We start from the raw sequence: 22,101 nt of genomic DNA on the forward strand, positions 1-22,101 counted from the left end.
CCTTCAGAGGCTTACGCCTCAATCCTCAAATTCCGTTAGAAGCTCAGCCCACTCTCGCGCGCAGCGTCGGCGAGAGCCTTGACGCGCCCGTGATAGAGGTAGCTGCCGCGATCGAACACGACTTCCTTGACACCCTTCTCGGCGGCGCGCTCGGCCAGCAGCTTGCCGACCGCCTTCGCCGCATCGATGTCGGCGCCGGTCTTGCCGCCGTCGCGCATCGACTTCTCGAGCGAGGAGGCAGAGGCCAGCGTCTCGCCCTTCAGGTCGTCGATGACCTGGGCGTAGATGTGCTTGGACGAGCGGAACACCGACAGACGCGGACGACCACCACCGGAGCGGCGCAGCTTCAGCCGCACACTCCGCTTGCGCCGGGCATTGGTAACCTTGGCTTTGGACATGACCGGCTCCGTTACTTCTTCTTGCCTTCCTTGCGGAAGATGAATTCGCCAACATACTTCACACCCTTGCCCTTATAGGGCTCCGGCGGGCGATAGCTGCGGATCTCGGCCGCGACCTGGCCGACACGCTGGATGTCGCTGCCCGACACCGTGATCTCGGTCGGCTTCGGCACCGTGATCGTGATCCCTTCCGGGATCGCATAGACCACGTCGTGGCTGTAACCGAGCGCGAGCTGCAGGTTCTTGCCCTGCATCGCGGCGCGGTAGCCGACGCCGGTGATCTCGAGCTTCTTCTCGAAGCCCTTGGTGACGCCTTCGACCAGATTCGCGACCTGGGCGCGAGCGGTCCCGTACAGGGCACGCGCGCGATTGGTCTCGAAGCGCGGCTGAACCTTGATCTGGCCGCTCTCGAGCTTCACCTCGACGTCGTCATGGACGACGAACTGAAGCTGGCCCTTCGGCCCCTTCATCTTGACGGTCTGCCCATCGACGGTCGCGGTAACACCCGACGGCACCGCCACAGGCCTTTTGCCAACACGTGACATGGATGAAAAATCCTTCTCAGAACACCGTGAAGAGGACTTCACCGCCCACATTCGCGTCGCGCGCGCTGTGGTCGGCCATGATCCCCTTCGGCGTCGACAACACCGAAATGCCGAGCCCGTTGTTGACCCGCGGCAGGTTCTTCACCGAGGCGTACACGCGGCGCCCGGGCTTGGAGACACGTTCGATCTCGCGGATGACGGGTTCGCCGTCGAAATACTTCAGCTCGATCTCGATCTCGCTGCGGCCCGAGGAATGCTCGAGCGTGGCGTAGCCGCGGATGTAACCCTCGGTCTTGAGGACCTCGAGCACGTTCTCGCGCATCTTCGAGCCGGGCGTGGAGACCTTGCTCTTCGAGCGCATCTGCGCATTGCGGATACGGGTGATCAGATCGCTGATTGGATCGTGCGTGGACATCTAAACGACCCTCCTTACCAGCTGGACTTCACGAGGCCCGGGACCATGCCCTTGGAGCCAAGTTCGCGCAGCGCGATACGGGACAGCTTGTTCTTGCGGTAGTTCGAGCGCGGACGACCCGACAGCTCGCAACGCAGGCGGATGCGGGTCGCCGACGAGTTGCGCGGCATTTCCGCCAGCTTCAGGGTCGCGGCGAACCGCTCCTCCATCGGCAGCGTCTTGTCGGCGATGATCGCCTTCAACCGCTCGCGCTTGGCGGCGGCGTTCTTCACCATCCGCTTGCGCCGGTTGTTCTTCTCGACTGAACTCTTCTTTGCCATGCTTGGCTCCTGGGTATCCGCGTTTGAGAGGCTTTAGGTCAGCGTCTCACTGCCGGAACGGGAAATTGAAAGCGGTCAACAAGGCCCTCGCCTCTTCGTCGGTCTTGGCCGTGGTGCAGACGGTGATGTCCATACCGCGGGCTTCCGTGACCTTGTCGAAGTCGATCTCGGGGAAAATGATGTGCTCCTTGATGCCGAGCGAGTAATTGCCGCGGCCATCGAAGCTCTTCGGGTTCAGGCCGCGGAAGTCGCGGACGCGCGGCAGCGCGACCGTGACCAGGCGATCGATGAACTCGTACATGCGGGCCTTGCGCAGCGTGACCTTGCAGCCGATCGGCTGGTTCTCACGCAGCTTGAAGGTCGCGATCGCGATCCGCGAATAGGTCACGATCGCCTTCTGGCCGGCGATCTGGGTCAGCTCGGCAGCGGCGGTCTCGGCCTTCTTGCGGTCGTTGACGCTGTCGCCGACGCCCATGTTCAGCACGACCTTGTCCAGGCGCGGAACCTGCATGACGTTCTCATAACCGAACTTCTCGGTCAGAGCCGTGCGGATCTTCGCGTCGTATTCCGCGCGCAGGCGCGGGGTGTAAGCGGCCTCAGCCATCGATCTCAGCTCCCGAGCTCTTGGCGATGCGGACCTTCTTGCCGTCCGCCAGAATCTTGAATCCGACGCGGGTCGGCTTTCCGTCCTTGCCGACATACGCGATGTTGGACAGTTGGATCGGCGACTCCTTGGAGATGATGCCGCCCTCCTGGGCCTGCGTCTGCTTCTGATGACGCTTGACCATGTTGATGCCGCGCACCAGCGCCGTGCCGGCGTCGGGACGCACTTCGAATACTTCGCCGGTCCGGCCCTTGTCGCGACCGGTCAGCACGACGACCTTGTCGCCCTTGCGGATCTTCGCAGCCATCACAGCACCTCCGGCGCGAGCGAGATGATCTTCATGTGGTTCTTGGCGCGCAGCTCGCGCGGCACGGGCCCGAAGATACGGGTGCCGACCGGCTCGGACTGATTGTTGATCAGCACGGCGGCGTTGCGGTCGAAGCGGATGACCGAACCGTCGGCGCGGCGGATGTCCTTGCGGACGCGCACCACGACGGCCTTCATCACGTCGCCCTTCTTCACCTTGCCACGCGGAATTGCTTCCTTGATCGAGACGACGATGATGTCGCCGATCGTGGCGTAGCGGCGCTTGGAGCCTCCGAGCACCTTGATACACATGACACGGCGTGCGCCAGAATTGTCGGCCACGTCGAGGTTGGTCTGCATCTGAATCATTGATGCACCTCGTCCTCTTCTCTTTGCGCCAGCCCAGCCGGCGCTCAACATTTCCCTGAAGTCAGTCGGCTAAAGCCAACAGATCAGGCGCTTTTCTTGTGCTCGCCCCGGATCACGACCCAGCGCTTCAATTTCGAAATCGGCTTCGATTCCTCGATCCACACCATGTCGCCCGGCTTGAACTCGTTGCTCTCGTCGTGCGCGTGGTAGTTCTTCGAACGGCGGATCGTCTTCTTGTAGATCGGGTGCGTGAAGCGGCGGTCGACGCGCACCACGATGGTCTTGGCCTGCTTGTCGCTGACGACCACGCCCTGCAAAGTACGTTTCGGCATCTTCGTAAGCCTCTTACTTCTTCTTGGCGCGCGTCTGCGCGGCGACGGTCTTGATCCGGGCGATGTCACGGCGGGCCTCGCGCAGGCGCGAGGTGTTCTCGAGCTGCCCGGTGGCGCGCTGGAAGCGCAGGTTGAAGCGCTCCTTCTTCAGGTTCAGGATGGCGTCATCCTGCTGGTCGGGGCTCATCGCGCGGATGTCTTCGATCTTCATCTGGGCCATGGCCATTACTCCGCAATGCGCTCGACGAAGCGCGTCTTGATCGGCAGCTTGGCGGCCGCCAGGGTCAGCGCCTCACGCGCCGTCTGGGTGTTGACGCCGTCGATCTCGAACAGCACCCGGCCCGGCTTGACGCGCGCGACCCACAATTCCGGCGACCCCTTGCCGGAGCCCATGCGGACTTCGGCCGGCTTCTTCGACACCGGAACGTCCGGGAACACGCGGATCCAGACGCGGCCGGCGCGCTTCATGTGGCGGGTCAGCGCGCGGCGAGCGGCTTCGATCTGGCGCGCGGTGACGCGCTCAGGCTCGGTCGCCTTCAGGCCGAACTGGCCGAACGCCAACGTCGCGCCCGAAGACGCAACGCCGTGGATGCGGCCCTTGTGCGCCTTCCGGAACTTCGTTTTCTTAGGTTGCATCATGGCTTTGAGCCCTCAAATTCCTGTGCGGCTTTAGGCTGCAGCCGTGTCGCGGCGCTGACGGCCACCACGATCACCACTACCGCCCGTCTCGCCTTCGGCCATTCTCTTGTCCTGGGCCATCGGATCGTGCTCGAGGATCTCGCCCTTGAAGATCCAGACCTTGACGCCGCAGGTGCCGAAGGTCGTGAACGCGGTCGCAACGCCGTAGTCGATGTCGGCGCGCAGCGTGTGCAGCGGCACGCGACCTTCGCGGTACCATTCCATACGCGCGATTTCCGCACCGCCCAGACGACCCGAGCAGTTGATGCGGATGCCTTCCGCGCCGAGACGCATCGCCGACTGCACGGCGCGCTTCATGGCCCGGCGGAACGCCACGCGGCGCTCCAGCTGCTGGGCGATCGATTCGGCCACCAGCGTCGCATCGAGCTCCGGCTTGCGGATTTCGACGATGTTGATGACGACGTCGGACGAGGTGATGTCCGCGACCCGCTTGCGCAGCTTGTCGATGTCGGCGCCCTTCTTGCCGATCACCACGCCCGGACGGGCCGAGTGGATGGTGACGCGGCACTTCTTGTGCGGACGCTCGATGACGATGCGGGCGACGGCCGCCTGCTTGAGCTCCTTGTGCAGGATCTCACGGATCTTGACGTCCTCGTGCAGCAGCTTGCCGTATTCCTGCTTGCCGGCGAACCAGCGGGAATCCCAGGTACGGTTGATGCCGAGGCGCAGACCGATCGGATTGATCTTTTGACCCATCGTGTTCTCCTGCGCCCTTAAGCGGCGGCTTCAGCTTCGACCTGACGAACGATGATCGTCAGCTGCGAAAATGGTTTGTAGACCCGGCCCGAGCGGCCACGGCCGCGAGCTGCGAAGCGCTTCATGACGAGACCATTGCCGACGAAGGCCTGCGCCACGACGAGATCGTCGACGTCGAGGTCGTGGTTGTTCTCGGCGTTGGCGATGGCCGATTCCAGGCACTTCTTGACGTCGACCGCGATCCGCTTGCGCGAAAACTGCAGATCGGCGAGCGCAGCAGCAGCCTTCCGGCCGCGAATGAGCTGGGCGACCAGGTTGAGCTTCTGCGGGCTCACCCGCAGCATCCGGGCGACCGCCTTGGCCTCGTTGTCGGCGAGGCTCCGTTCGCGCTTAGGTTTGCTCATCGTTTAATCCTCAAGCCTTCTTGGCTTTCTTGTCGCCGGAGTGGCCATGGAAGGTCCGGGTCGGCGAGAACTCGCCGAACTTGTGACCGACCATTTCCTCGTTGACGGCCACCGGCACGTGCTTCTGACCGTTGTAGACGCCGAAGGTCAGGCCGACGAATTGCGGCAGGATCGTCGAGCGACGGCTCCAGATCTTGATGACGTCGTGACGGCCGGACGCGCGCGCGGCATCTGCCTTCTTGAGCAGAGAACCCTCGACGAACGGGCCTTTCCAGACTGAACGAACCATGTCCGGCGTTCCTTACTTCTTCCGCTTGTGGCGGCTTAGGAGAATGAATTTGTTTGTCGACTTGTTGGTGCGGGTCTTCTTGCCCTTGGTCGGCTTGCCCCACGGCGTGACCGGGTGGCGGCCGCCCGAGGTACGACCTTCACCACCGCCGTGCGGATGGTCGATCGGGTTCATCGCGACACCGCGATTGTGCGGGCGACGGCCCATCCAACGCTTGCGACCGGCCTTGCCGATCGAGGTGTTCATGTGATCCGGGTTCGACACCGCGCCGATCGTGCCGCGGCAACGGCCGTGCACCAGGCGCTGCTCGCCCGAATTCAGGCGGATGATGACGTAGTCCTGGTCGCGGCCGACGAGCTGGGCGTAGGTGCCGGCGGAACGGGCGAGCTGGCCGCCCTTCCCGATCTTGACCTCGATGTTGTGGATGATCGTGCCGACCGGCATGTTGCCGAGCGGCATGACGTTGCCCGGCTTCACGTCGACGTAGTTGCCGGCGACGATGGTGTCGCCCACGGCCAGGCGCTGCGGCGCCAGGATGTAGGCCTGCTCGCCGTCCTGATACTTGATCAGCGCGATGAAGCCGGTGCGGTTCGGATCATACTCGAGCCGCTCGACGGTCGCGGGGACGTCGATCTTCTCGCGCTTGAAATCGACGGTGCGCAGCGTCTTCTTGTGACCGCCGCCACGGAAGCGCACGGTGATGCGGCCGGTGTTGTTGCGGCCGCCCGAGGAATGCTTGCCCTCGGTGAGCGCCTTGACCGGCTTGCCCTTGTAGAGGGCCGAACGATCGACCATGACCAGCTGGCGCTGGCCCGGCGTCGTGGGGTTGAATTTCTTCAGTGCCATCGTCGTACGACCTTACAGACCGGTGGTGACGTCGATCCGGTGGCCCTCTTCGAGGGTCACGATCGCGCGCTTGGTGTTCGACTGCGAGCCGAGATTGCCGCGGAAGACCTTGGTCTTGCCCTTGCGGACCAGCGTGTTGACGCTCTTGACCTTGACGTCGAACAGCTTCTCGATCGCTTCCTTGATCTGCGGTTTGGTCGCCTTCGCGGCGACCTTGAACAGCACCTTGTTATGCTCGGAGGCAATCGTCGCCTTTTCGGTCACGACCGGCGCGACGATCACGTCGTAGTGGCGAGCCTCGATGTTCTTCGTCATTTGAAGCGCGCCTCCAGCGCATCGATGGCGGCCTTGGTCAGAACGAGCTTCTGACGGCGCAGGATGTCGTAGACGTTGATGCCCTGGATCGGCAGCACGTCCATGTTCGGGATGTTGCGGGCCGCAGCGGCAAAACCGTTGTTGAGCTCGGCACCATCGATGATCAGCGCGTTGGTCAAGCCCAGACCCGAGAAGTGACCGAGCAGCGCCTTGGTCTTGGCGGCTTCCAGCGCGGCCTTGTCGATCACGACGAGATCGCCGTCCTTGGCCTTGGCCGAGAGCGCATGCTTCAGAGCGAGCGCGCGGACCTTCTTCGGCAGGTCGGTGGCGTGCGAACGCACCACCGGACCGAAGGCACGACCGCCGCCGCGGAACTGCGGCACGCGGGCCGAGCCGTGACGAGCACCGCCGGTGCCCTTCTGCTTGTACATCTTCTTGCCGGTGCGCCAGATCTCGGCGCGGCCCTTGGCCTTGTGCGTGCCCGCCTGGCGCTTGTTGAGCTGCCACTGCACGCAACGTGCAATGATGTCCTGGCGCGGCTCAAGGCCGAAAATGGTGTCGGAGAGCTGGACCGAGCCGGCTTCCTTACCTTCGAGGGTGGTGACCTTCAATTCCATCTCACGCCTCCTGCGCAGCCGGAGCGGCGTCCGCGTCGCCAGCAACCTTGAACTTGCCGGGCTTCGGAGCTTCCTTCGGCAACGGCTTCTTGACGGCGTCGCGCACGCGGATCCAGCCGCCTTTGGAGCCGGGAACGGCGCCTTCGACGAGGATCAGGCCGCGCTCGACATCGGTCTGGACGACGCGAAGGTTGAGCGTGGTGATGCGGTCGACACCCATGTGGCCGGGCATCTTCTTGTTCTTCCAGGTCTTGCCGGGGTCCTGACGGCCGCCGGTCGAACCGATCGAACGGTGCGAGACCGACACGCCGTGGGTGGCGCGCAGACCGCCGAAGTTCCAGCGCTTCATGCCGCCGGCGAACCCCTTACCGACCGAGGTGCCGGTGACGTCGACGAACTGACCGACGACGAAGTGATCCGCGAGGATCTCGGCGCCGACGGGGATCATCGCGTCCTGCGAGACGCGGAATTCCTCGACCCGCCGCTTCGGCTCGACCTTGGCGACCGCGAACTGGCCGCGCTCCGCCTTGGGCATGTAAACGGTCTTGCGGCTGCCAGAACCGAGCTGGAGCGCGACGTAACCGTTCTTCTCTTCGGTACGGTGGCCTACGACCTGGCAATTGCCGAGCTTCAGCACGGTCACGGGGATATGTTCGCCGGCCTCCGTAAAGACCCGCGTCATCCCGACCTTTTGTGCGATCACTCCGGAGCGCATCGGCTTGCTTCCTGTTCTTTCTGTCCTTGCGGACTAGCTAATCTTCGTAAGTGAGCACGACCCGATCCGAAGACCGGTGCCCACTTCTCGGGGCATGCTCAGAGCTTGATCTCGACGTCGACACCGGCGGCCAGGTCGAGCTTCATCAAAGCATCGACGGTCTGCGGGGTCGGATCGACGATGTCGAGCAGGCGCTTGTGAGTGCGCATCTCGAACTGCTCGCGGCTCTTCTTGTCGACGTGGGGCGAACGGTTGACGGTGAACTTCTCGATGCGGGTGGGCAGCGGAATGGGTCCGCGGACCTGCGCGCCGGTGCGCTTCGCCGTGTTCACGATCTCGCGGGTCGACGTATCGAGGATACGATGGTCGAACGCCTTGAGACGGATACGAATGTTTTGGCCGTTCATTGCCGTGCTTTCTTTGAGTAGAGTGGCGAGTAGCGAGTAGCGAACAGAAATCCCTATCCGCCACTCACCATTCCCTATTCGCTTGTTACTCGATGATCGAGGCGACGACGCCGGCGCCGACGGTGCGGCCGCCTTCGCGGATCGCGAAGCGGAGCTTCTCTTCCATCGCGATCGGCACGATCAGGTGCACTTCCATCGCGATGTTGTCGCCCGGCATCACCATCTCGGTGCCTTCCGGCAGATGCACGACACCGGTCACGTCGGTGGTGCGGAAGTAGAACTGCGGACGGTAGTTGGTGAAGAACGGGGTGTGGCGACCGCCCTCTTCCTTGGTGAGGATGTAAGCCTCAGCCTTGAACTTGGTGTGCGGCTTGACCGAACCCGGCTTGCACAGCACCTGGCCGCGCTCGACGTCTTCGCGCTTGGTGCCGCGGAGCAGCGCACCGATGTTGTCGCCGGCCTGGCCCTGATCGAGCAGCTTGCGGAACATTTCGACGCCGGTGACCGTGGTCTTCTGCGTGGCGCGCAGACCGACGATCTCGATTTCCTCGCCGACCTTGACGATGCCGCGCTCGACGCGGCCGGTCACGACGGTGCCGCGGCCCGAGATCGAGAACACGTCTTCAACCGGCATCAGGAACGGCTGGTCGATCGGACGCTCCGGCTGCGGGATGTACTCGTCGACGTTCTTCATCAGCTCGAGAATGGCGTCGTGGCCGAGCTTCTTGTCGGAATCTTCGAGGGCGGCGAGCGCCGAGCCCTTGATGATCGGGATCTTGTCGCCCGGGAAGTCGTACTTGGAGAGCAGCTCGCGGACTTCGAGCTCGACGAGCTCGAGCAGCTCCGGATCGTCGACCATGTCGCACTTGTTGAGGAACACGACGAGCGCGGGCACGCCGACCTGGCGGGCGAGCAGGATGTGCTCGCGGGTCTGCGGCATCGGGCCGTCAGCGGCCGACACGACCAGGATCGCACCGTCCATCTGGGCGGCGCCGGTGATCATGTTCTTGACGTAGTCGGCGTGGCCGGGGCAGTCGACGTGGGCGTAGTGGCGGTTCGGCGTCTCGTACTCGACGTGCGCGGTCGAGATGGTGATGCCACGCGCCTTCTCTTCCGGCGCCTTGTCGATCTGGTCGTACGCGGTGAACGTCGCACCGCCGGCTTCGGCGAGAACCTTGGTGATCGCCGCGGTCAGCGACGTCTTGCCATGGTCGACGTGACCGATGGTGCCGATGTTGCAGTGCGGCTTGTTACGTTCAAACTTTGCTTTGGCCATTTGACTCTCCGTTCAATCGTCAGCTTTAGACCGACGACAATCAGGCAAACTTCTTCTGGACTTCTGCCGACACGTTGGCCGGCGCTTCTGCGTAGTGGTCGAACTGCATGGTGAAGGTCGCGCGACCCTGGCTCATCGAGCGCAGGTTGTTCACGTAACCGAACATGTTCATGAGCGGCACCATCGCGTTGATGACGTTGGCGTTGCCGCGCATGTCCTGACCCTGGATCTGACCGCGCCGGGAATTCAGGTCGCCGATGACCGAGCCGGTGTAGTCTTCCGGGGTCACGACTTCGACCTTCATGATCGGCTCGAGCAGGACGGACTTGCCCTTCTGCAAGGCTTCGCGGAATGCCGCGCGCGATGCGATTTCGAAGGCGAGCGCCGACGAGTCGACGTCGTGATACTTGCCGTCGACGAGCTGAACCTTGACGTCGACCACGGGGAAGCCCGCGACCACGCCGGAGCTCATCACGCTGTTGAGGCCCTTTTCGACGCCGGGGATGTATTCCTTCGGAACCGCACCGCCGACGATCTTGGACTCGAACTCGTAGCCCTTGCCGGGCTCGTTCGGCTCGACCACGATCGACACTTCCGCGAACTGACCGGTGCCGCCGGTCTGCTTCTTGTGGGTGTACTTGACCTCGGCCCTCTTGGTGACGCGCTCACGGAACGCAACCTGCGGGGCGCCGATGTTGGCGTCGACCTTGTAGGTACGCTTGAGAATGTCGACCTTGATGTCGAGATGGAGCTCGCCCATGCCCTTGAGGATGGTCTGGCCGGACTCCTGGTCGGTCGACACGCGGAAGGACGGATCCTCGGCGGCGAGCTTGGCCAGCGCCACGCCCAGCTTTTCCTGGTCGGCCTTGGACTTCGGCTCGATCGCGATCTCGATGACCGGCTCGGGGAATTCCATCTTCTCCAGGATCACCTGCTTGTCGGGATCGCACAGCGTGTCACCGGTGCGCGCTTCCTTCAGGCCAGCCAGCGCTACGATGTCGCCGGCATAGGCTTCCTTGATGTCTTCGCGGTTGTTCGCATGCATCAACAGCATGCGCCCGATGCGCTCCTTCTTCTCGCGCGTCGAGTTCACGACGCCGGTGCCGCTCTGCAGCACGCCGGAATAGATGCGGCAGAAGGTGATGGTGCCGACGAACGGGTCGTCCATGATCTTGAACGCGAGTAGCGCCAGCGGCTCCTTGTCGTCCGCCTTGCGCACGACCTCGTTGCCGCGGTCGTCGGTGCCCTTGATCGCGGGCACGTCGATCGGCGACGGCAGATAGTCGACGACGGCGTCGAGCAGCGGCTGCACGCCCTTGTTCTTGAAGGCCGAGCCGCACAGCACCGGATAGAACGCGCCGGTCAGCACCGCCTTGCGGATCAGCCGCTTCAGCGTCGCCTCGTCCGGCTCCTTGCCGTCGAGATAGGCGGCCATGGCGTCGTCGTCGAGCTCGACGGCGGCTTCCACCATCTTCTCGCGATATTCCTTGGCTTGCTCGACCAGATCCTCGGGAATGTCGACATAGTCGAACTTCGCGCCGAGCGATTCATCGTTCCAGATGATGCCCTGCATCTTCACGAGGTCGACGAGACCCTTGAAGTTGTTCTCGGCGCCGATCGGAAGCTGGATCGCGATCGGCTTGGCGCCAAGGCGGTCGACGATGTCGGACAGGCACTTGAAGAAGTCGGCGCCGGTCTTGTCCATCTTGTTGGCGAAGACGATACGCGGAACCTTGTACTTGTCGCCCTGGCGCCAGACGGTCTCGGTCTGGGGTTCGACGCCCTGGTTCGAGTCGAGCACGCAGACGGCGCCGTCGAGCACGCGCAGGCTGCGCTCGACCTCGATGGTGAAGTCGACGTGGCCGGGAGTGTCGATGATGTTCAGGCGCTTGCCGGCCCAGAACGCGGTGGTCGCAGCCGAGGTGATCGTGATGCCACGCTCCTGCTCCTGCTCCATCCAGTCCATCGTCGCGGCACCTTCGTGCACTTCGCCGATCTTGTGGCTCTTGCCGGTGTAATAGAGGATGCGCTCGGTCGTCGTGGTCTTGCCGGCGTCGATATGCGCCATGATACCGAAGTTACGGTAGTCCTCGATGGCATGTTGGCGGGGCATGGGTGGTTCCTTGCGAGTCCGAGTGTGTCGCCGTTACCAGCGATAGTGCGAGAAGGCGCGGTTGGCTTCCGCCATCCGGTGCACGTCTTCACGCTTCTTGACGGCGTTCCCGCGGTTGTTCGATGCGTCCAGCAGCTCGGCCGAAAGCCGCTCGGTCATGGTCTTCTCGTTGCGCTCGCGCGCGGCCGAGATCAGCCAGCGGATGCCGAGCGCCTGCCGGCGGGTCGAGCGAACCTCGACCGGAACCTGGTAGGTCGCGCCGCCGACGCGGCGGGAGCGAACCTCGATCGTCGGCATGACGTTCTCGAGCGCCTGCTCGAACACGCCGAGCGGGTTCTGCTTGGTCTTGGATTCGATGATGCCGAACGCACCGTAGACGATGCCCTCGGCGACCGACTTCTTGCCGGCGTACATCACCGAGTTCATGAACTTCGTGACGATGATGTTCCCGAACTTCGGATCGGGAAGGACTTCGCGCTTTTCCGCTGAATGGCGACGAGACATAGAGCTGGTTCCCGCTTACTTCGGACGCTTCGCGCCGTACTTCGAACGACGCTGCTTACGGTTCTTGACGCCCTGGGTATCCAGAACGCCGCGGAGGATGTGGTAACGCACGCCGGGCAAGTCCTTGACGCGGCCGCCGCGGATCATGACCACGGAGTGCTCCTGGAGGTTATGGCCCTCGCCGGGGATGTAGCCGATCACCTCGAAGCCGTTGGTCAGGCGCACCTTGGCGACCTTACGAAGCGCCGAGTTCGGCTTCTTCGGGGTCGTGGTGTAGACGCGGGTGCAAACACCACGCTTCTGCGGCGACTGCTGCAGCGCCGGCACCTTCTTGCGCGATTTCTGCACTTCACGCGGTTGAGCGATCAGCTGGTTGATCGTCGGCATCCTGGCCTTACCCTTTGTTCTGTCGCGGCCCCTTGCGGATCCGCTGTCTTGCCGCAGCCCGTTGCCGGAACTGCAAATTCTTTCGAGCTACCTGCCCGACGAGGCTGCCTTCCGCGGAACAATCCGCACAAAGCGAAATCGCGCCAACCACCCCATCAACGGGCGGAAAGCGCTTCGACGCCACAGAGGACCGCAGTATTGAGGCCGTCGGCGGTAAGCCAGGGCCTGCGCACTGAGGTCATGCATCCGAATTCGATCTCAAGAGAACTTGCTCAAGAGACCTAGAATCGCACTGGCATTGCCTAGCTATGATCGACAGCGTTTGAGCGGCATTCGTCGAGGTTGGTGCCCGTCTTGAGCGATCCCTTGCGGAGCTGGTCCTTGGAGATCTAACGGGTGGCCCGTTCCGACGCTGGCGATGCTCACCGCCTGTCGTTAAGTGAGGCGCTTTCTATAAGTGAGAGTCGCTCAAGTCAAGGCGAAACGACAGTCACGAAGCGCTTCAGCAGCCTGTCAAAATCGCCGTTTGCCACCCTCGCCGCGCTCCTTCGATATGGGAAGGCAGCCTCCACTTCGCCAGCCCGGCTGTTATTTATATCCGGGGAAAAAGCAACTTTATAATGATCGGCACGGCCTTTTCTTGCCCGGAGTGCGTTAAGGGTCATTAATCTCTCCGCTTCGGCAGTCATCGGCACCACCGGGAGCAGCCGAAGTCGCCGCGCGACCAAGTCCGCGACGTCGGCCGCGAGGACTTTCGACGCTCACGGCCAATTCGAATGAGAGCTATCCGACCGAGCTCTCGAATCGAAAACTCGTCGTCAAGCAGACCGCGCCGATGCCGATCACCGGAATCACCGAATCGCGATCCGGTCACTCCTCGTCATCCTCGTCGTCGTCGTCCTCATCTCTGCCATCGTCGAAGGGCGCGGCCGCGCCGTGCGGCTGGTGGATCTGGTCGTTCCACAGCTTGCGATAGGTGCCGTTCTTGGCGAGCAGCTGGGCATGAGAGCCGCGTTCGATCGCCCTGCCCCCGGAAATCACGATGATCTCGTCCATCTCGACCACCGATGTCAGACGGTGGGTTGACCAGATCATGGTGCGGCCCTTGGCGACCTTGAGCAGCGTGCGGTTGATTGCAGCTTCCGTGGTCTGGTCCAGCGCCGAGGTGGCTTCGTCCAGCAGCAGCACCGACGGATTGCGGATGATGGCGCGCGCGATCGCGATGCGCTGGCGCTGGCCGCCCGACAGGGTGTCGCCGCGCTCGCCGACCGGCGTGTCGTATCGCTGCGGCAGGCTCATGATGTAGCGGTGGATCTCGGCCTTCTTGGCCGCGTCCTCCACCTCCTCGTCGGTCGCGCCCTCCTTGCCGAGCCGGATGTTCTCGCGGATCGACATGTTGAACAGCATGTTCTCCTGGAACACCACCGCCATGCTCCGGCGCAGCGAATCCAGCGTCACCTTGCGGACGTCGACACCGTCGATGGTGAGCCGTCCCTCATCGGGCACGTAGAGCCGCAGGATCAGGTTGAGCAACGTGCTCTTGCCGGAGCCGCTCGGGCCGACGATCGCGATGCGCTTGCCGGCGTCGAGCTTGAGACTGAGATTGTCCAGCACCGGCGTCTGGCTGCCCTCGTAGCGGAAAGTGACGCGATCGAAGGTGATGTCGTTGGTGATGCGCGGCAAATCGGGCGCACCGGGCCGATCGGCGGCGCGGGTCGGCTCGTCCAGCAGCTCCTGGATATGGCGGATCGCGGCGGCCGAGGAGATCGACACCGGGATGAAATGCATCAGATGGGCGATGTTGTAGGAGACCTCCCAGAATGCGCTCTCGAAGGTGACGAAGGTGCCGATGGTGATCTGGCCCTTGGTCGCCAGATACGCGCCGATCGCGAGCACCACGAGGTGCAGCAATAGCACCGAGATGGTGACGGTCCGCTCCACCATGGTCGACAGGAACGCGGCCGATGCGATCTTGTTGCGCGTCTCGTCGTTGCGGAAGGCGAAGAAGCCGAACATCTTGCGCTGCAGGCTGAACGCCTTGATCACGGCCTGCGCCGCCACGTTCTCCTGCACCATGCCGAGCAACGCGCTCTCGTTGAGCTTCTGCTCGTAATTGGCCTGCACGGCCTTGGGGGTCAGGATCCGCGGGCCGATCAGCGTGATCGGAAACACGAGCAGCGCGACCACCGCGAGCTGCCAGTTCAGGAACACCATCAGGACGATGCCGGCGACCAGTTCCAGAAACGGCAGCGCGGCGCTGTTGGCGAAGGTCTTCACCGAGCCTTCGAACGCGGAGAGGTCGACCGAGAAGCGCGACAGGATCTCGCCGCGCTTGGTACGACCGAAATAGGCCGCCGGCAGGTCCTGGACGTGCTCGAACAGGCGTTTGCGGACGTCCGAGATGACGCAGGCGGCCAGCCGCGCATCCCAGCGCTCGTACCAGACCGCGACAATCGAGGTGAAGATGCCGGCGACGGCGAGCACGCCGAGGATCTTGTACAGCGCCTGGAAGTCTTCCTCGCCGAGCGCCTCGTCGATCAGAAACTTGAGGCTGAGCGGCATGATGACGTTGAACAGCGTCTCGACGAAGACACCGAACGCGACGAACGACAGCATCCGCTTGTAGTTCGTCAGATAGGGCTTGACGAAGCCGAGGATGGTTGCAAGCGCGCCGGCGGCTTCGCGGGCGGTAAAGACGACGAGGTCCTCGTCCTCATCGTCGTCGTCGAGTTCCAGGCCGTCATCCGCCTCGTCCTCGTCGTCCTCCTCGCCGTCGAGATCCGGCTTGGCAGAAGCGGTGAGCTTGTCGTCGAGCCCGGCCGCCTTGTCTGCGGCGAGCTTCTGTTTGTCGGGCGAGAGAGGCTTGTCGTCGGGCGAGAGAGGCTTGGATGCCATGAAACCAACCGATGCTGACGGCCGGCATGACCGCAGAGAACGCAGGACATAGCGGCAACCGCTAAGGCCCCGATTCTATGCGATCAAGATGAATTCGGCAAAACAATTGGACGAATTCGATGCGTCCCGCGGCTATTCCTCGTCCTCGTCCTCGTCCTCGACCTTGTCGAAGAAGGAATAGCGCAAGCTGTCGGCGTCGGCGTACCACTGCCCTGGCCCCTTGTTGGCAGCGAGCGTCGCCTCCCAGAGCGCATCGGTGCAGTCCTTGCGGTGCATCGAGAGATCGAAACCGTTGCCGAAGAACAGCTCGGACCATTCCCACCAGGTGCCGAGCTTCTTGACCCCGCGCAGCAGGTCGTAGCGGTCGATCAGGGCGGGAGCCATGTCCGAGGTGATCGAGCCGAACACGAGGCCGGTCCTGACCACGCGGTTGAGCTCGCGGATCGCGCGGACCACCTGCTTCGGGGAAACGTGGCAGAGGCTGGTCTCGAACACGAAGTCGAACGCGCCGTCCTTGAACGGCAGGTCGGTGATCGAGCCGAGCTTGTTGTACTTCTTCAGCGCCTTCGGCGTCCTGGCGTGGATGGCACGGTTGTTCTCGATGCCGAAGGCATCGATGCCGCGCTCGCGCAGCGCGCCGACCAGCTCGCCGCTGGCGGAGCCCGCGACGAGCAGCTTGAAGCCCTTAGTCTTGCCCCAGACGATGCCGAGCAGCTTGGTGAGATAATCGGGGTCGGTAAAGTGGCGCCACGCCTCGTGGTAGGGACCGAGACCGCGATAGTTCTCGAAATAATCGCGATCGATCTTGTCGGAGAGCGGCTTGTCCTCCTGCGCGCGCTCCCGGCGCAGGCGCATCATCTCGGTCAGGATGATGTCGGTGGCGGCGTCGGAGGAGTCGAGCAGGCCGTTCAGCGTCGAGTCGAACAGATAGTCGCCGACCACCACGATGCCCGGATGCTGCTTCGGCTCCGGCCGGTGGTTGGTCATGACGTCGCGCACGGGCAGACCGCCCGGTATGGCGTTCACCGACGACAGCCAGCGGTGGATCTTGCCTTCCATGAAATGCGAACGCGCATCGCCGAGCGAGGCCGGCAGCGACTTCAGCGCGGCGTCGATCAGCTCCTGATCCGACAGATTGGCAAAAGCCAGCGCGTCGGAGCCGGGGATCAGCCAGTTCAGCACGCCGTGCTTGCCGACGTCATGGCGCGCGCCCTCGTTGTAGACGCAGCAGCCGCCGAAAGCTTCCGACATGAACCAGGCGCCGGGAATCTTCCCGCCCCAGAACGGCGTGTCGAACAGGATCGAGACGCGCAGGTAATGCGCCGGACGGTCGAAATAGGAGACGTGCTTTACCATCGACTTGCGCAGCTGCTCGCCTTCCCAGCCGAGCGTGGCCAGCCAGGAATGCGGCAGGCAGACCAGCACGAGGTCGAAGTCACGGGTCTCCGGTCCCTTGCCGTTCATCATCTTGAGCTGGTAGCGGCCGGTCGGCGCCTTGCCCACGGTGAGCACGCGATGATTGAGCTGGATGTCGGCGTTGACCTCCGACTGCAGGCACTCGATCAGCTGCTCGTTGCCGTTCTGGATGGAATAGAGGCCGATATAGCCGTCGACGTCCATCAGGTAGTTCTTGAGCGCGTTGAGGCCGTTGGTGTTGTGGCTCTCGGTCGCGATGTCGGAGCGCGCCATCACCTTGAAGAATCGCTTGGCCGTCTCGTCCTCGACCTCCTGGTCGAGCACCTGCTCGGCGGTCTTGTAGGCCCAGGGATTCTCGTTGTCGTGCGCGCCGACGCCCTCGTAATACTCGACCGGCGACAACATCTCGGTGCAGCGCTTGCGGAAGGCCTCGATCGCAGCGGCGGTCTTGGCGCCGTATTTGCGGCGCATGCCGGGCACATCGTTCAGCAGCTCGCCGCCGAGGTGCACCTGCTCGGCGTCCATCGGAATGGTCTGCAGCCCGAAATGCTGGATCAACTCGCGCAGCGGATCCGGACCCGTCATCGAGTAATCGTAGATCTCGGCCACGCCGGCCTCGTACATCGCGGGCGCGGCATCGAACTTGCGCGTGACGATCTTGCCGCCGAGCCGGTCGGAGGCCTCAAAGATGGTGACGCGACAGAGATCGCCGAGCTTGCGCTTCAGGTACCAGGCGCTCATCAGCCCGCCGGGGCCGCCGCCTACGATTGCGAGATCAAGCATATGAGTTCCGTGGTCTCCGGTCCGCCCCCCTGACGGGACCACCGGTCTAAACTCTCCTAGCAGAAGCGCTTTTACGCCTGAAGGAAAGATGAACAAGGGCTGATCCCGCATCGCAGCAAGCAAGCAAGGAATGCAGCAAAAAGGCCGGCTTGCGCCGGCCTTTTCATTATCTCAGTAGTCCTACGGATGAACGATCATTCCGCGGGCGGCAGCGCGGGAAGCTCCGCTTCCGGCGCGGGCGACACGACCGCCGCCTGCTTCTCGCGCTCGTCCAGGATCAGCTTGTCGCGCTTCATGGCGACTTCGCGGATCTTGGCCATGGAGGCGCCGGTGCCCGCCGGAATCAGCCGCCCGACGATGACGTTCTCCTTGAGGCCTTCGAGCGGATCGACCTTGCCGTTGACCGCCGCTTCCGTGAGGACGCGGGTGGTCTCCTGGAACGAGGCCGCCGAGAAGAACGAGCGGGTCTGCAGGCTCGCCTTGGTGATGCCGAGCAGAACCGGCGTTCCCGTGGCGGGCTTCTTGCCCTCCTCCTTGGCCTTGACGTTGAGCGCGTCGAACTCGATCTTGTCGACCTGCTCGCCCGAGATCATGTCCGTATCGCCCTGGTCGGTGACCTCCACCTTCTGGAGCATCTGACGGACAATCACCTCGATGTGCTTGTCGTTGATGAGCACGCCCTGGAGCCGGTAGACCTCCTGGATCTCGTTGACCAGATAGGCCGCCAGTTCCTCGATGCCCTTGACCGCGAGAATGTCGTGCGGCGCCGGGTTGCCTTCGACGATGAAGTCGCCCTTTTCGACGACGTCGCCGTCCTGAAGGTGGATGTGCTTGCCCTTCGGGATCAGGTACTCGCGCGGCTCGTCGGTCTTGTCCATCGGCTCGATCGAGATGCGGCGCTTGTTCTTGTAGTCGCGCCCGAACCGGATGGTGCCCGCAATCTCGGCGATGATCGCCGCATCCTTCGGACGCCGTGCCTCGAACAGCTCCGCCACCCGCGGCAGACCGCCGGTGATGTCACGCGTCTTGGCGCTTTCGGTCGAGACACGGGCGAGGATGTCGCCCGGATTGACCTTGGCTCCGACGTCGACCGAGAGAATGGCGTCGACCGACAGCATGTAGCGGGCATCGCCGCCACGGGCGAGCTTGAGCACCTTGCCGTCCTTGCCCTTGACCACGATGGCCGGACGCAGGTCCGAGCCGCCGCGGGTCGAGCGCCAGTCGATGACCACGCGCTTGGCGATACCGGTAGCCTCGTCGAGCGTTTCCGAGATCGACTGCCCCTCGACCAGATCCTCGAAGCCGATGGTACCTTCGACTTCGGTGAGCAGCGGACGGGTGTAGGGATCCCACTCGACGATGCGCTGGCCGCGCTTGACCATGTCGCCCTCGTCGACGTGCAGGCGCGAGCCGTACTGGACGCGGTGCGTCGCACGCTCGGTGCCGTCGGCATCGACGATCGCCACCACCATGTTGCGCACCATCGCGATCAGGTGGCCTTCGCTGTTGCGGGCGATAGCCTTGTTCCTGATCACGATCTTGCCGTCGAAGTTGGCTTCGACGAAGGACTGCTCGTTGAGCTGCGCCGCACCGCCGATGTGGAAGGTGCGCATGGTGAGCTGGGTGCCCGGCTCGCCGATCGACTGCGCCGCGATGACGCCGACGGCTTCGCCGTGGTTGACCGGCGTGCCGCGGGCGAGGTCGCGGCCGTAGCACTTGCCGCAGATGCCGTTGACGAGCTCGCAGGTCAGCGCCGAGCGGATCTTCACCTCCTGCACGCCACCCTGCTGGATGGCGTCCAGATGGCTCTCTTCCATCAGCGTGTCGCGCTTGATGATCACCTTGCCGGAGCTGTCACGGATGTCTTCGCAGGCCGTGCGTCCGAGGATGCGCGAGCCCAGCGAAGCGACCACGGTGCCGGCATCGACGATGGCGCGCATCTTGATGCCGAGCTTGGTGCCGCAGTCGCTCTGCGTGATGATGCAGTCCTGCGCGACATCGACCAGACGACGGGTCAGGTAGCCGGAGTTGGCGGTCTTCAACGCGGTGTCCGCGAGGCCCTTGCGGGCGCCGTGGGTCGAGTTGAAGTACTCGAGCACCGAGAGGCCTTCCTTGAAGTTCGAAATGATCGGCGTCTCGATGATCTCGCCCGACGGCTTGGCCATCAGGCCGCGCATGCCGGCGAGCTGGCGCATCTGGGCCGGCGAACCGCGGGCACCGGAATGAGCCATCATGTAGATCGAGTTGATGTCGGCATCGGCCCCGCTCGCCGTCTTCTTGGTCGAGGAGATCTCCTTCATCATCGCCTTGGCGATTTCTTCGGTGGCCTTCGACCAGGCGTCGACGACCTTGTTGTACTTCTCGCCGTGGGTGATCAGGCCGTCGTTGTACTGCTGCTCGAAATCCTTCGCCAGCGTACGGGTGGTGTCGACGATCTTCCACTTGCCGTGCGGCACGACCATGTCGTCCTTGCCGAACGAGATGCCGGCCTTGAACGCGTTGTAGAAGCCGAGCGCCATGATGCGGTCGCAGAAGATCACCGTCTCCTTCTGACCACAGTGACGGTAGACCTGGTCGATCACGCCCGAGATCTCGCGCTTGGTCATCAGCTTGTTGATGATCTCGTACGAAATCCGCGGGTTCTTCGGCAGCAGGTTGCCGAGCATGACGCGGCCGGCGGTTGTCTCGATCCAGCGCGTCGAGACCTTGCCGGTCTCGTCCATGCCCTGCCACCGGTACTTGATCTTGGTGTGGAGGTGGATGACCTTCGCGTGCAGGGCGTGCTCGAGCTCGGCCATGTCGCCGAAGATCTTGCCCTCGCCGGGCAGGCCTTCGCGCATGATCGAAACGTAGTAGAGACCGAGCACGATGTCCTGCGACGGCACGATGATCGGCTGACCGTTGGCCGGATGCAGGATGTTGTTGGTCGACATCATCAGGACGCGCGCTTCCAGCTGCGCTTCGAGCGACAGCGGAACGTGCACGGCCATCTGGTCGCCGTCGAAGTCGGCGTTGAACGCCGAGCAGACCAGCGGGTGAAGCTGGATTGCCTTGCCCTCGATCAGCACCGGCTCGAACGCCTGGATGCCGAGGCGATGCAGCGTCGGCGCGCGGTTGAGCAGCACCGGATGCTCGCGGATCACCTCATCCAGGATGTCCCAGACCTCGGGCCGCTCCTTCTCGACCAGCTTCTTGGCCTGCTTCACTGTGGTGGACAGGCCCTTGGCGTCGAGCCGCGAATAGATGAACGGCTTGAACAGCTCGAGCGCCATCTTCTTCGGCAGGCCGCACTGATGCAGGCGCAGCTCGGGACCGACCACGATCACCGAACGGCCCGAATAGTCGACGCGCTTGCCGAGCAGGTTCTGGCGGAAGCGGCCCTGCTTGCCCTTGAGCATGTCGGCGAGCGACTTCAGCGGGCGCTTGTTGGCACCCGTGATGACGCGGCCGCGGCGGCCGTTGTCGAACAGCGCATCGACCGCTTCCTGAAGCATGCGCTTCTCGTTGCGGATGATGATGTCGGGGGCGCGCAGCTCCATCAGCCGCTTCAAGCGGTTGTTGCGGTTGATGACGCGGCGATAGAGGTCGTTGAGGTCCGAGGTCGCGAAGCGGCCGCCGTCCAGCGGCACCAGCGGACGCAGGTCCGGCGGAATCACCGGGACCACGGTCATGATCATCCATTCCGGCTTGTTGCCGGAGTGGCGGAACGCTTCCACGATCTTGAGGCGCTTGGCGAGCTTCTTGTGCTTGATGTCGGAGTCGGTCTCCTGCATCTCGACGCGGAGCGAGGCCTCCAGCTTCTCGAGGTCCATGCCCTTGAGCAGCTCGCGGATCGCTTCGGCGCCGATCATGGCGGTGAAGCTGTCCTGGCCGTATTCGTCCTGCGCCTTCAGATACTCGTCTTCCGACAGCAGCTGACGGTCCTTGAGCGCGGTCAGACCAGGCTCGAGCACGACGTAATATTCGAAGTAGAGGATCCGCTCGAGATCCTTCAGCGTCATGTCCAGCAGAAGGCCGATGCGCGAGGGCAGCGACTTCAGGAACCAGATGTGGGCGACCGGGGCTGCGAGCTCGATATGGCCCATGCGCTCGCGCCGGACGCGCGACAGCGTGACCTCGACCGAGCACTTCTCGCAGATGATACCCTTGTACTTCATGCGCTTGTACTTGCCGCACAAGCACTCGTAGTCCTTGATCGGCCCGAAGATGCGGGCGCAGAACAGGCCGTCGCGCTCGGGCTTGAAGGTGCGGTAGTTGATGGTCTCCGGCTTCTTGATCTCGCCGTAGGACCAGGACAGAATCTTCTCTGGAGACGCGATCGAGATCCGGATCTGGTCGAAGACCTGAGCCGGCGTCGTCGGGTTGAAGAGATTCATAATTTCTTGGTTCATCGTCTTCTCCTCGCGTGCCGGTCGCCTCCGGCCGCAAATTCGAAAATCACTTCAAGCAG

At 63.4% G+C, this 22,101-nt stretch carries 25 protein-coding genes; all 25 read right to left on the bottom strand.

What is annotated here, in order from left to right; all coding sequences use genetic code 11:
• Positions 1 to 35: 35 nt before the first annotated feature.
• Positions 36 to 398, bottom strand: a complete 363-nt coding sequence (gene rplR, locus WI560_RS18685; RefSeq protein WP_007603036.1) for a 50S ribosomal protein L18 — start codon at positions 396 to 398, stop codon at positions 36 to 38.
• An 11-nt stretch (positions 399 to 409) separates the two neighbouring features.
• Entirely contained in the window at positions 410 to 943 is a 534-nt protein-coding gene (gene rplF / locus WI560_RS18690; protein ID WP_257195841.1) for a 50S ribosomal protein L6, read from the bottom strand.
• Between the two features lie 16 nt (positions 944 to 959).
• On the bottom strand, positions 960 to 1,358 hold the full coding sequence (rpsH, locus tag WI560_RS18695) for a 30S ribosomal protein S8 (RefSeq protein WP_028137017.1): 399 nt from the start codon (positions 1,356 to 1,358) through the stop codon (positions 960 to 962).
• A 14-nt stretch (positions 1,359 to 1,372) separates the two neighbouring features.
• Complete coding sequence (gene rpsN, locus WI560_RS18700) at positions 1,373 to 1,678, bottom strand: 30S ribosomal protein S14 (protein WP_028137018.1); 306 nt, start codon at positions 1,676 to 1,678, stop codon at positions 1,373 to 1,375.
• A gap of 46 nt (positions 1,679 to 1,724) precedes the next feature.
• Positions 1,725 to 2,282, bottom strand: coding sequence for a 50S ribosomal protein L5 (rplE, locus tag WI560_RS18705; RefSeq protein ID WP_018647250.1), 558 nt, complete (start codon positions 2,280 to 2,282; stop codon positions 1,725 to 1,727).
• Complete coding sequence (gene rplX, locus WI560_RS18710) at positions 2,275 to 2,589, bottom strand: 50S ribosomal protein L24 (RefSeq protein WP_007603031.1); 315 nt, start codon at positions 2,587 to 2,589, stop codon at positions 2,275 to 2,277. Before rplX ends, rplE begins: the two co-directional genes overlap by 8 nt.
• Positions 2,589 to 2,957, bottom strand: coding sequence for a 50S ribosomal protein L14 (rplN, locus tag WI560_RS18715; RefSeq protein ID WP_007603030.1), 369 nt, complete (start codon positions 2,955 to 2,957; stop codon positions 2,589 to 2,591). Before rplN ends, rplX begins: the two co-directional genes overlap by 1 nt.
• 83 nt (positions 2,958 to 3,040) lie before the next feature.
• The gene (gene rpsQ / locus WI560_RS18720) at positions 3,041 to 3,289 is read right to left on the bottom strand and encodes a 30S ribosomal protein S17 (protein ID WP_007603028.1); all 249 of its coding nucleotides are present in this window, start codon (positions 3,287 to 3,289) and stop codon (positions 3,041 to 3,043) included.
• Positions 3,290 to 3,302: 13 nt separating this feature from the next.
• Complete coding sequence (gene rpmC, locus WI560_RS18725; protein ID WP_011088144.1) at positions 3,303 to 3,509, bottom strand: 50S ribosomal protein L29; 207 nt, start codon at positions 3,507 to 3,509, stop codon at positions 3,303 to 3,305.
• A 5-nt stretch (positions 3,510 to 3,514) separates the two neighbouring features.
• The gene (gene rplP / locus WI560_RS18730) at positions 3,515 to 3,928 is read right to left on the bottom strand and encodes a 50S ribosomal protein L16 (protein WP_008136349.1); all 414 of its coding nucleotides are present in this window, start codon (positions 3,926 to 3,928) and stop codon (positions 3,515 to 3,517) included.
• Positions 3,929 to 3,958: 30 nt separating this feature from the next.
• Positions 3,959 to 4,684, bottom strand: a complete 726-nt coding sequence (rpsC, locus tag WI560_RS18735; RefSeq protein WP_018647246.1) for a 30S ribosomal protein S3 — start codon at positions 4,682 to 4,684, stop codon at positions 3,959 to 3,961.
• A gap of 17 nt (positions 4,685 to 4,701) precedes the next feature.
• On the bottom strand, positions 4,702 to 5,088 hold the full coding sequence (rplV, locus tag WI560_RS18740; RefSeq protein WP_028137020.1) for a 50S ribosomal protein L22: 387 nt from the start codon (positions 5,086 to 5,088) through the stop codon (positions 4,702 to 4,704).
• Between the two features lie 10 nt (positions 5,089 to 5,098).
• Positions 5,099 to 5,377 carry a 30S ribosomal protein S19 gene (rpsS, locus tag WI560_RS18745; protein WP_008136357.1) on the bottom strand — a complete coding sequence of 93 codons (279 nt, stop codon included), beginning with the start codon at positions 5,375 to 5,377 and terminating at the stop codon, positions 5,099 to 5,101.
• 12 nt (positions 5,378 to 5,389) lie between these two features.
• The gene (gene rplB, locus WI560_RS18750) at positions 5,390 to 6,223 is read right to left on the bottom strand and encodes a 50S ribosomal protein L2 (protein ID WP_126258105.1); all 834 of its coding nucleotides are present in this window, start codon (positions 6,221 to 6,223) and stop codon (positions 5,390 to 5,392) included.
• 12 nt (positions 6,224 to 6,235) lie between these two features.
• Positions 6,236 to 6,538, bottom strand: coding sequence for a 50S ribosomal protein L23 (locus tag WI560_RS18755; RefSeq protein WP_028137022.1), 303 nt, complete (start codon positions 6,536 to 6,538; stop codon positions 6,236 to 6,238).
• Positions 6,535 to 7,155 (bottom strand): 50S ribosomal protein L4, encoded by a 621-nt coding sequence (gene rplD, locus WI560_RS18760; RefSeq protein WP_074116741.1) that lies wholly within the window; start codon positions 7,153 to 7,155, stop codon positions 6,535 to 6,537. Before rplD ends, WI560_RS18755 begins: the two co-directional genes overlap by 4 nt.
• 1 nt (position 7,156) lies before the next feature.
• Positions 7,157 to 7,870: a 50S ribosomal protein L3 gene (rplC, locus tag WI560_RS18765; RefSeq protein ID WP_257180542.1), complete on the bottom strand. Its 714-nt coding sequence runs from the start codon at positions 7,868 to 7,870 to the stop codon at positions 7,157 to 7,159.
• Positions 7,871 to 7,968: 98 nt separating this feature from the next.
• Positions 7,969 to 8,277, bottom strand: a complete 309-nt coding sequence (rpsJ, locus tag WI560_RS18770) for a 30S ribosomal protein S10 (protein WP_002712302.1) — start codon at positions 8,275 to 8,277, stop codon at positions 7,969 to 7,971.
• Between the two features lie 85 nt (positions 8,278 to 8,362).
• Complete coding sequence (gene tuf, locus WI560_RS18775) at positions 8,363 to 9,553, bottom strand: elongation factor Tu (RefSeq protein ID WP_008136415.1); 1,191 nt, start codon at positions 9,551 to 9,553, stop codon at positions 8,363 to 8,365.
• Between the two features lie 40 nt (positions 9,554 to 9,593).
• The gene (gene fusA / locus WI560_RS18780; RefSeq protein ID WP_375304355.1) at positions 9,594 to 11,666 is read right to left on the bottom strand and encodes an elongation factor G; all 2,073 of its coding nucleotides are present in this window, start codon (positions 11,664 to 11,666) and stop codon (positions 9,594 to 9,596) included.
• A 33-nt stretch (positions 11,667 to 11,699) separates the two neighbouring features.
• Positions 11,700 to 12,170 (bottom strand): 30S ribosomal protein S7, encoded by a 471-nt coding sequence (gene rpsG / locus WI560_RS18785; RefSeq protein WP_008136420.1) that lies wholly within the window; start codon positions 12,168 to 12,170, stop codon positions 11,700 to 11,702.
• 15 nt (positions 12,171 to 12,185) lie between these two features.
• Entirely contained in the window at positions 12,186 to 12,557 is a 372-nt protein-coding gene (rpsL, locus tag WI560_RS18790) for a 30S ribosomal protein S12 (protein ID WP_007603006.1), read from the bottom strand.
• A gap of 870 nt (positions 12,558 to 13,427) precedes the next feature.
• Positions 13,428 to 15,452, bottom strand: coding sequence for an ABC transporter ATP-binding protein (locus WI560_RS18795; RefSeq protein ID WP_375304356.1), 2,025 nt, complete (start codon positions 15,450 to 15,452; stop codon positions 13,428 to 13,430).
• A 132-nt stretch (positions 15,453 to 15,584) separates the two neighbouring features.
• Positions 15,585 to 17,651: an FAD-dependent oxidoreductase gene (locus WI560_RS18800; protein WP_375304357.1), complete on the bottom strand. Its 2,067-nt coding sequence runs from the start codon at positions 17,649 to 17,651 to the stop codon at positions 15,585 to 15,587.
• A 194-nt stretch (positions 17,652 to 17,845) separates the two neighbouring features.
• Positions 17,846 to 22,042: a DNA-directed RNA polymerase subunit beta' gene (rpoC, locus tag WI560_RS18805; protein WP_375304358.1), complete on the bottom strand. Its 4,197-nt coding sequence runs from the start codon at positions 22,040 to 22,042 to the stop codon at positions 17,846 to 17,848.
• Between the last annotated feature and the right edge of the window lie 59 nt (positions 22,043 to 22,101).

Source organism: Bradyrhizobium sp. A11, from assembly GCF_042077125.1.
Lineage (GTDB): Bacteria > Pseudomonadota > Alphaproteobacteria > Rhizobiales > Xanthobacteraceae > Bradyrhizobium > Bradyrhizobium japonicum_B.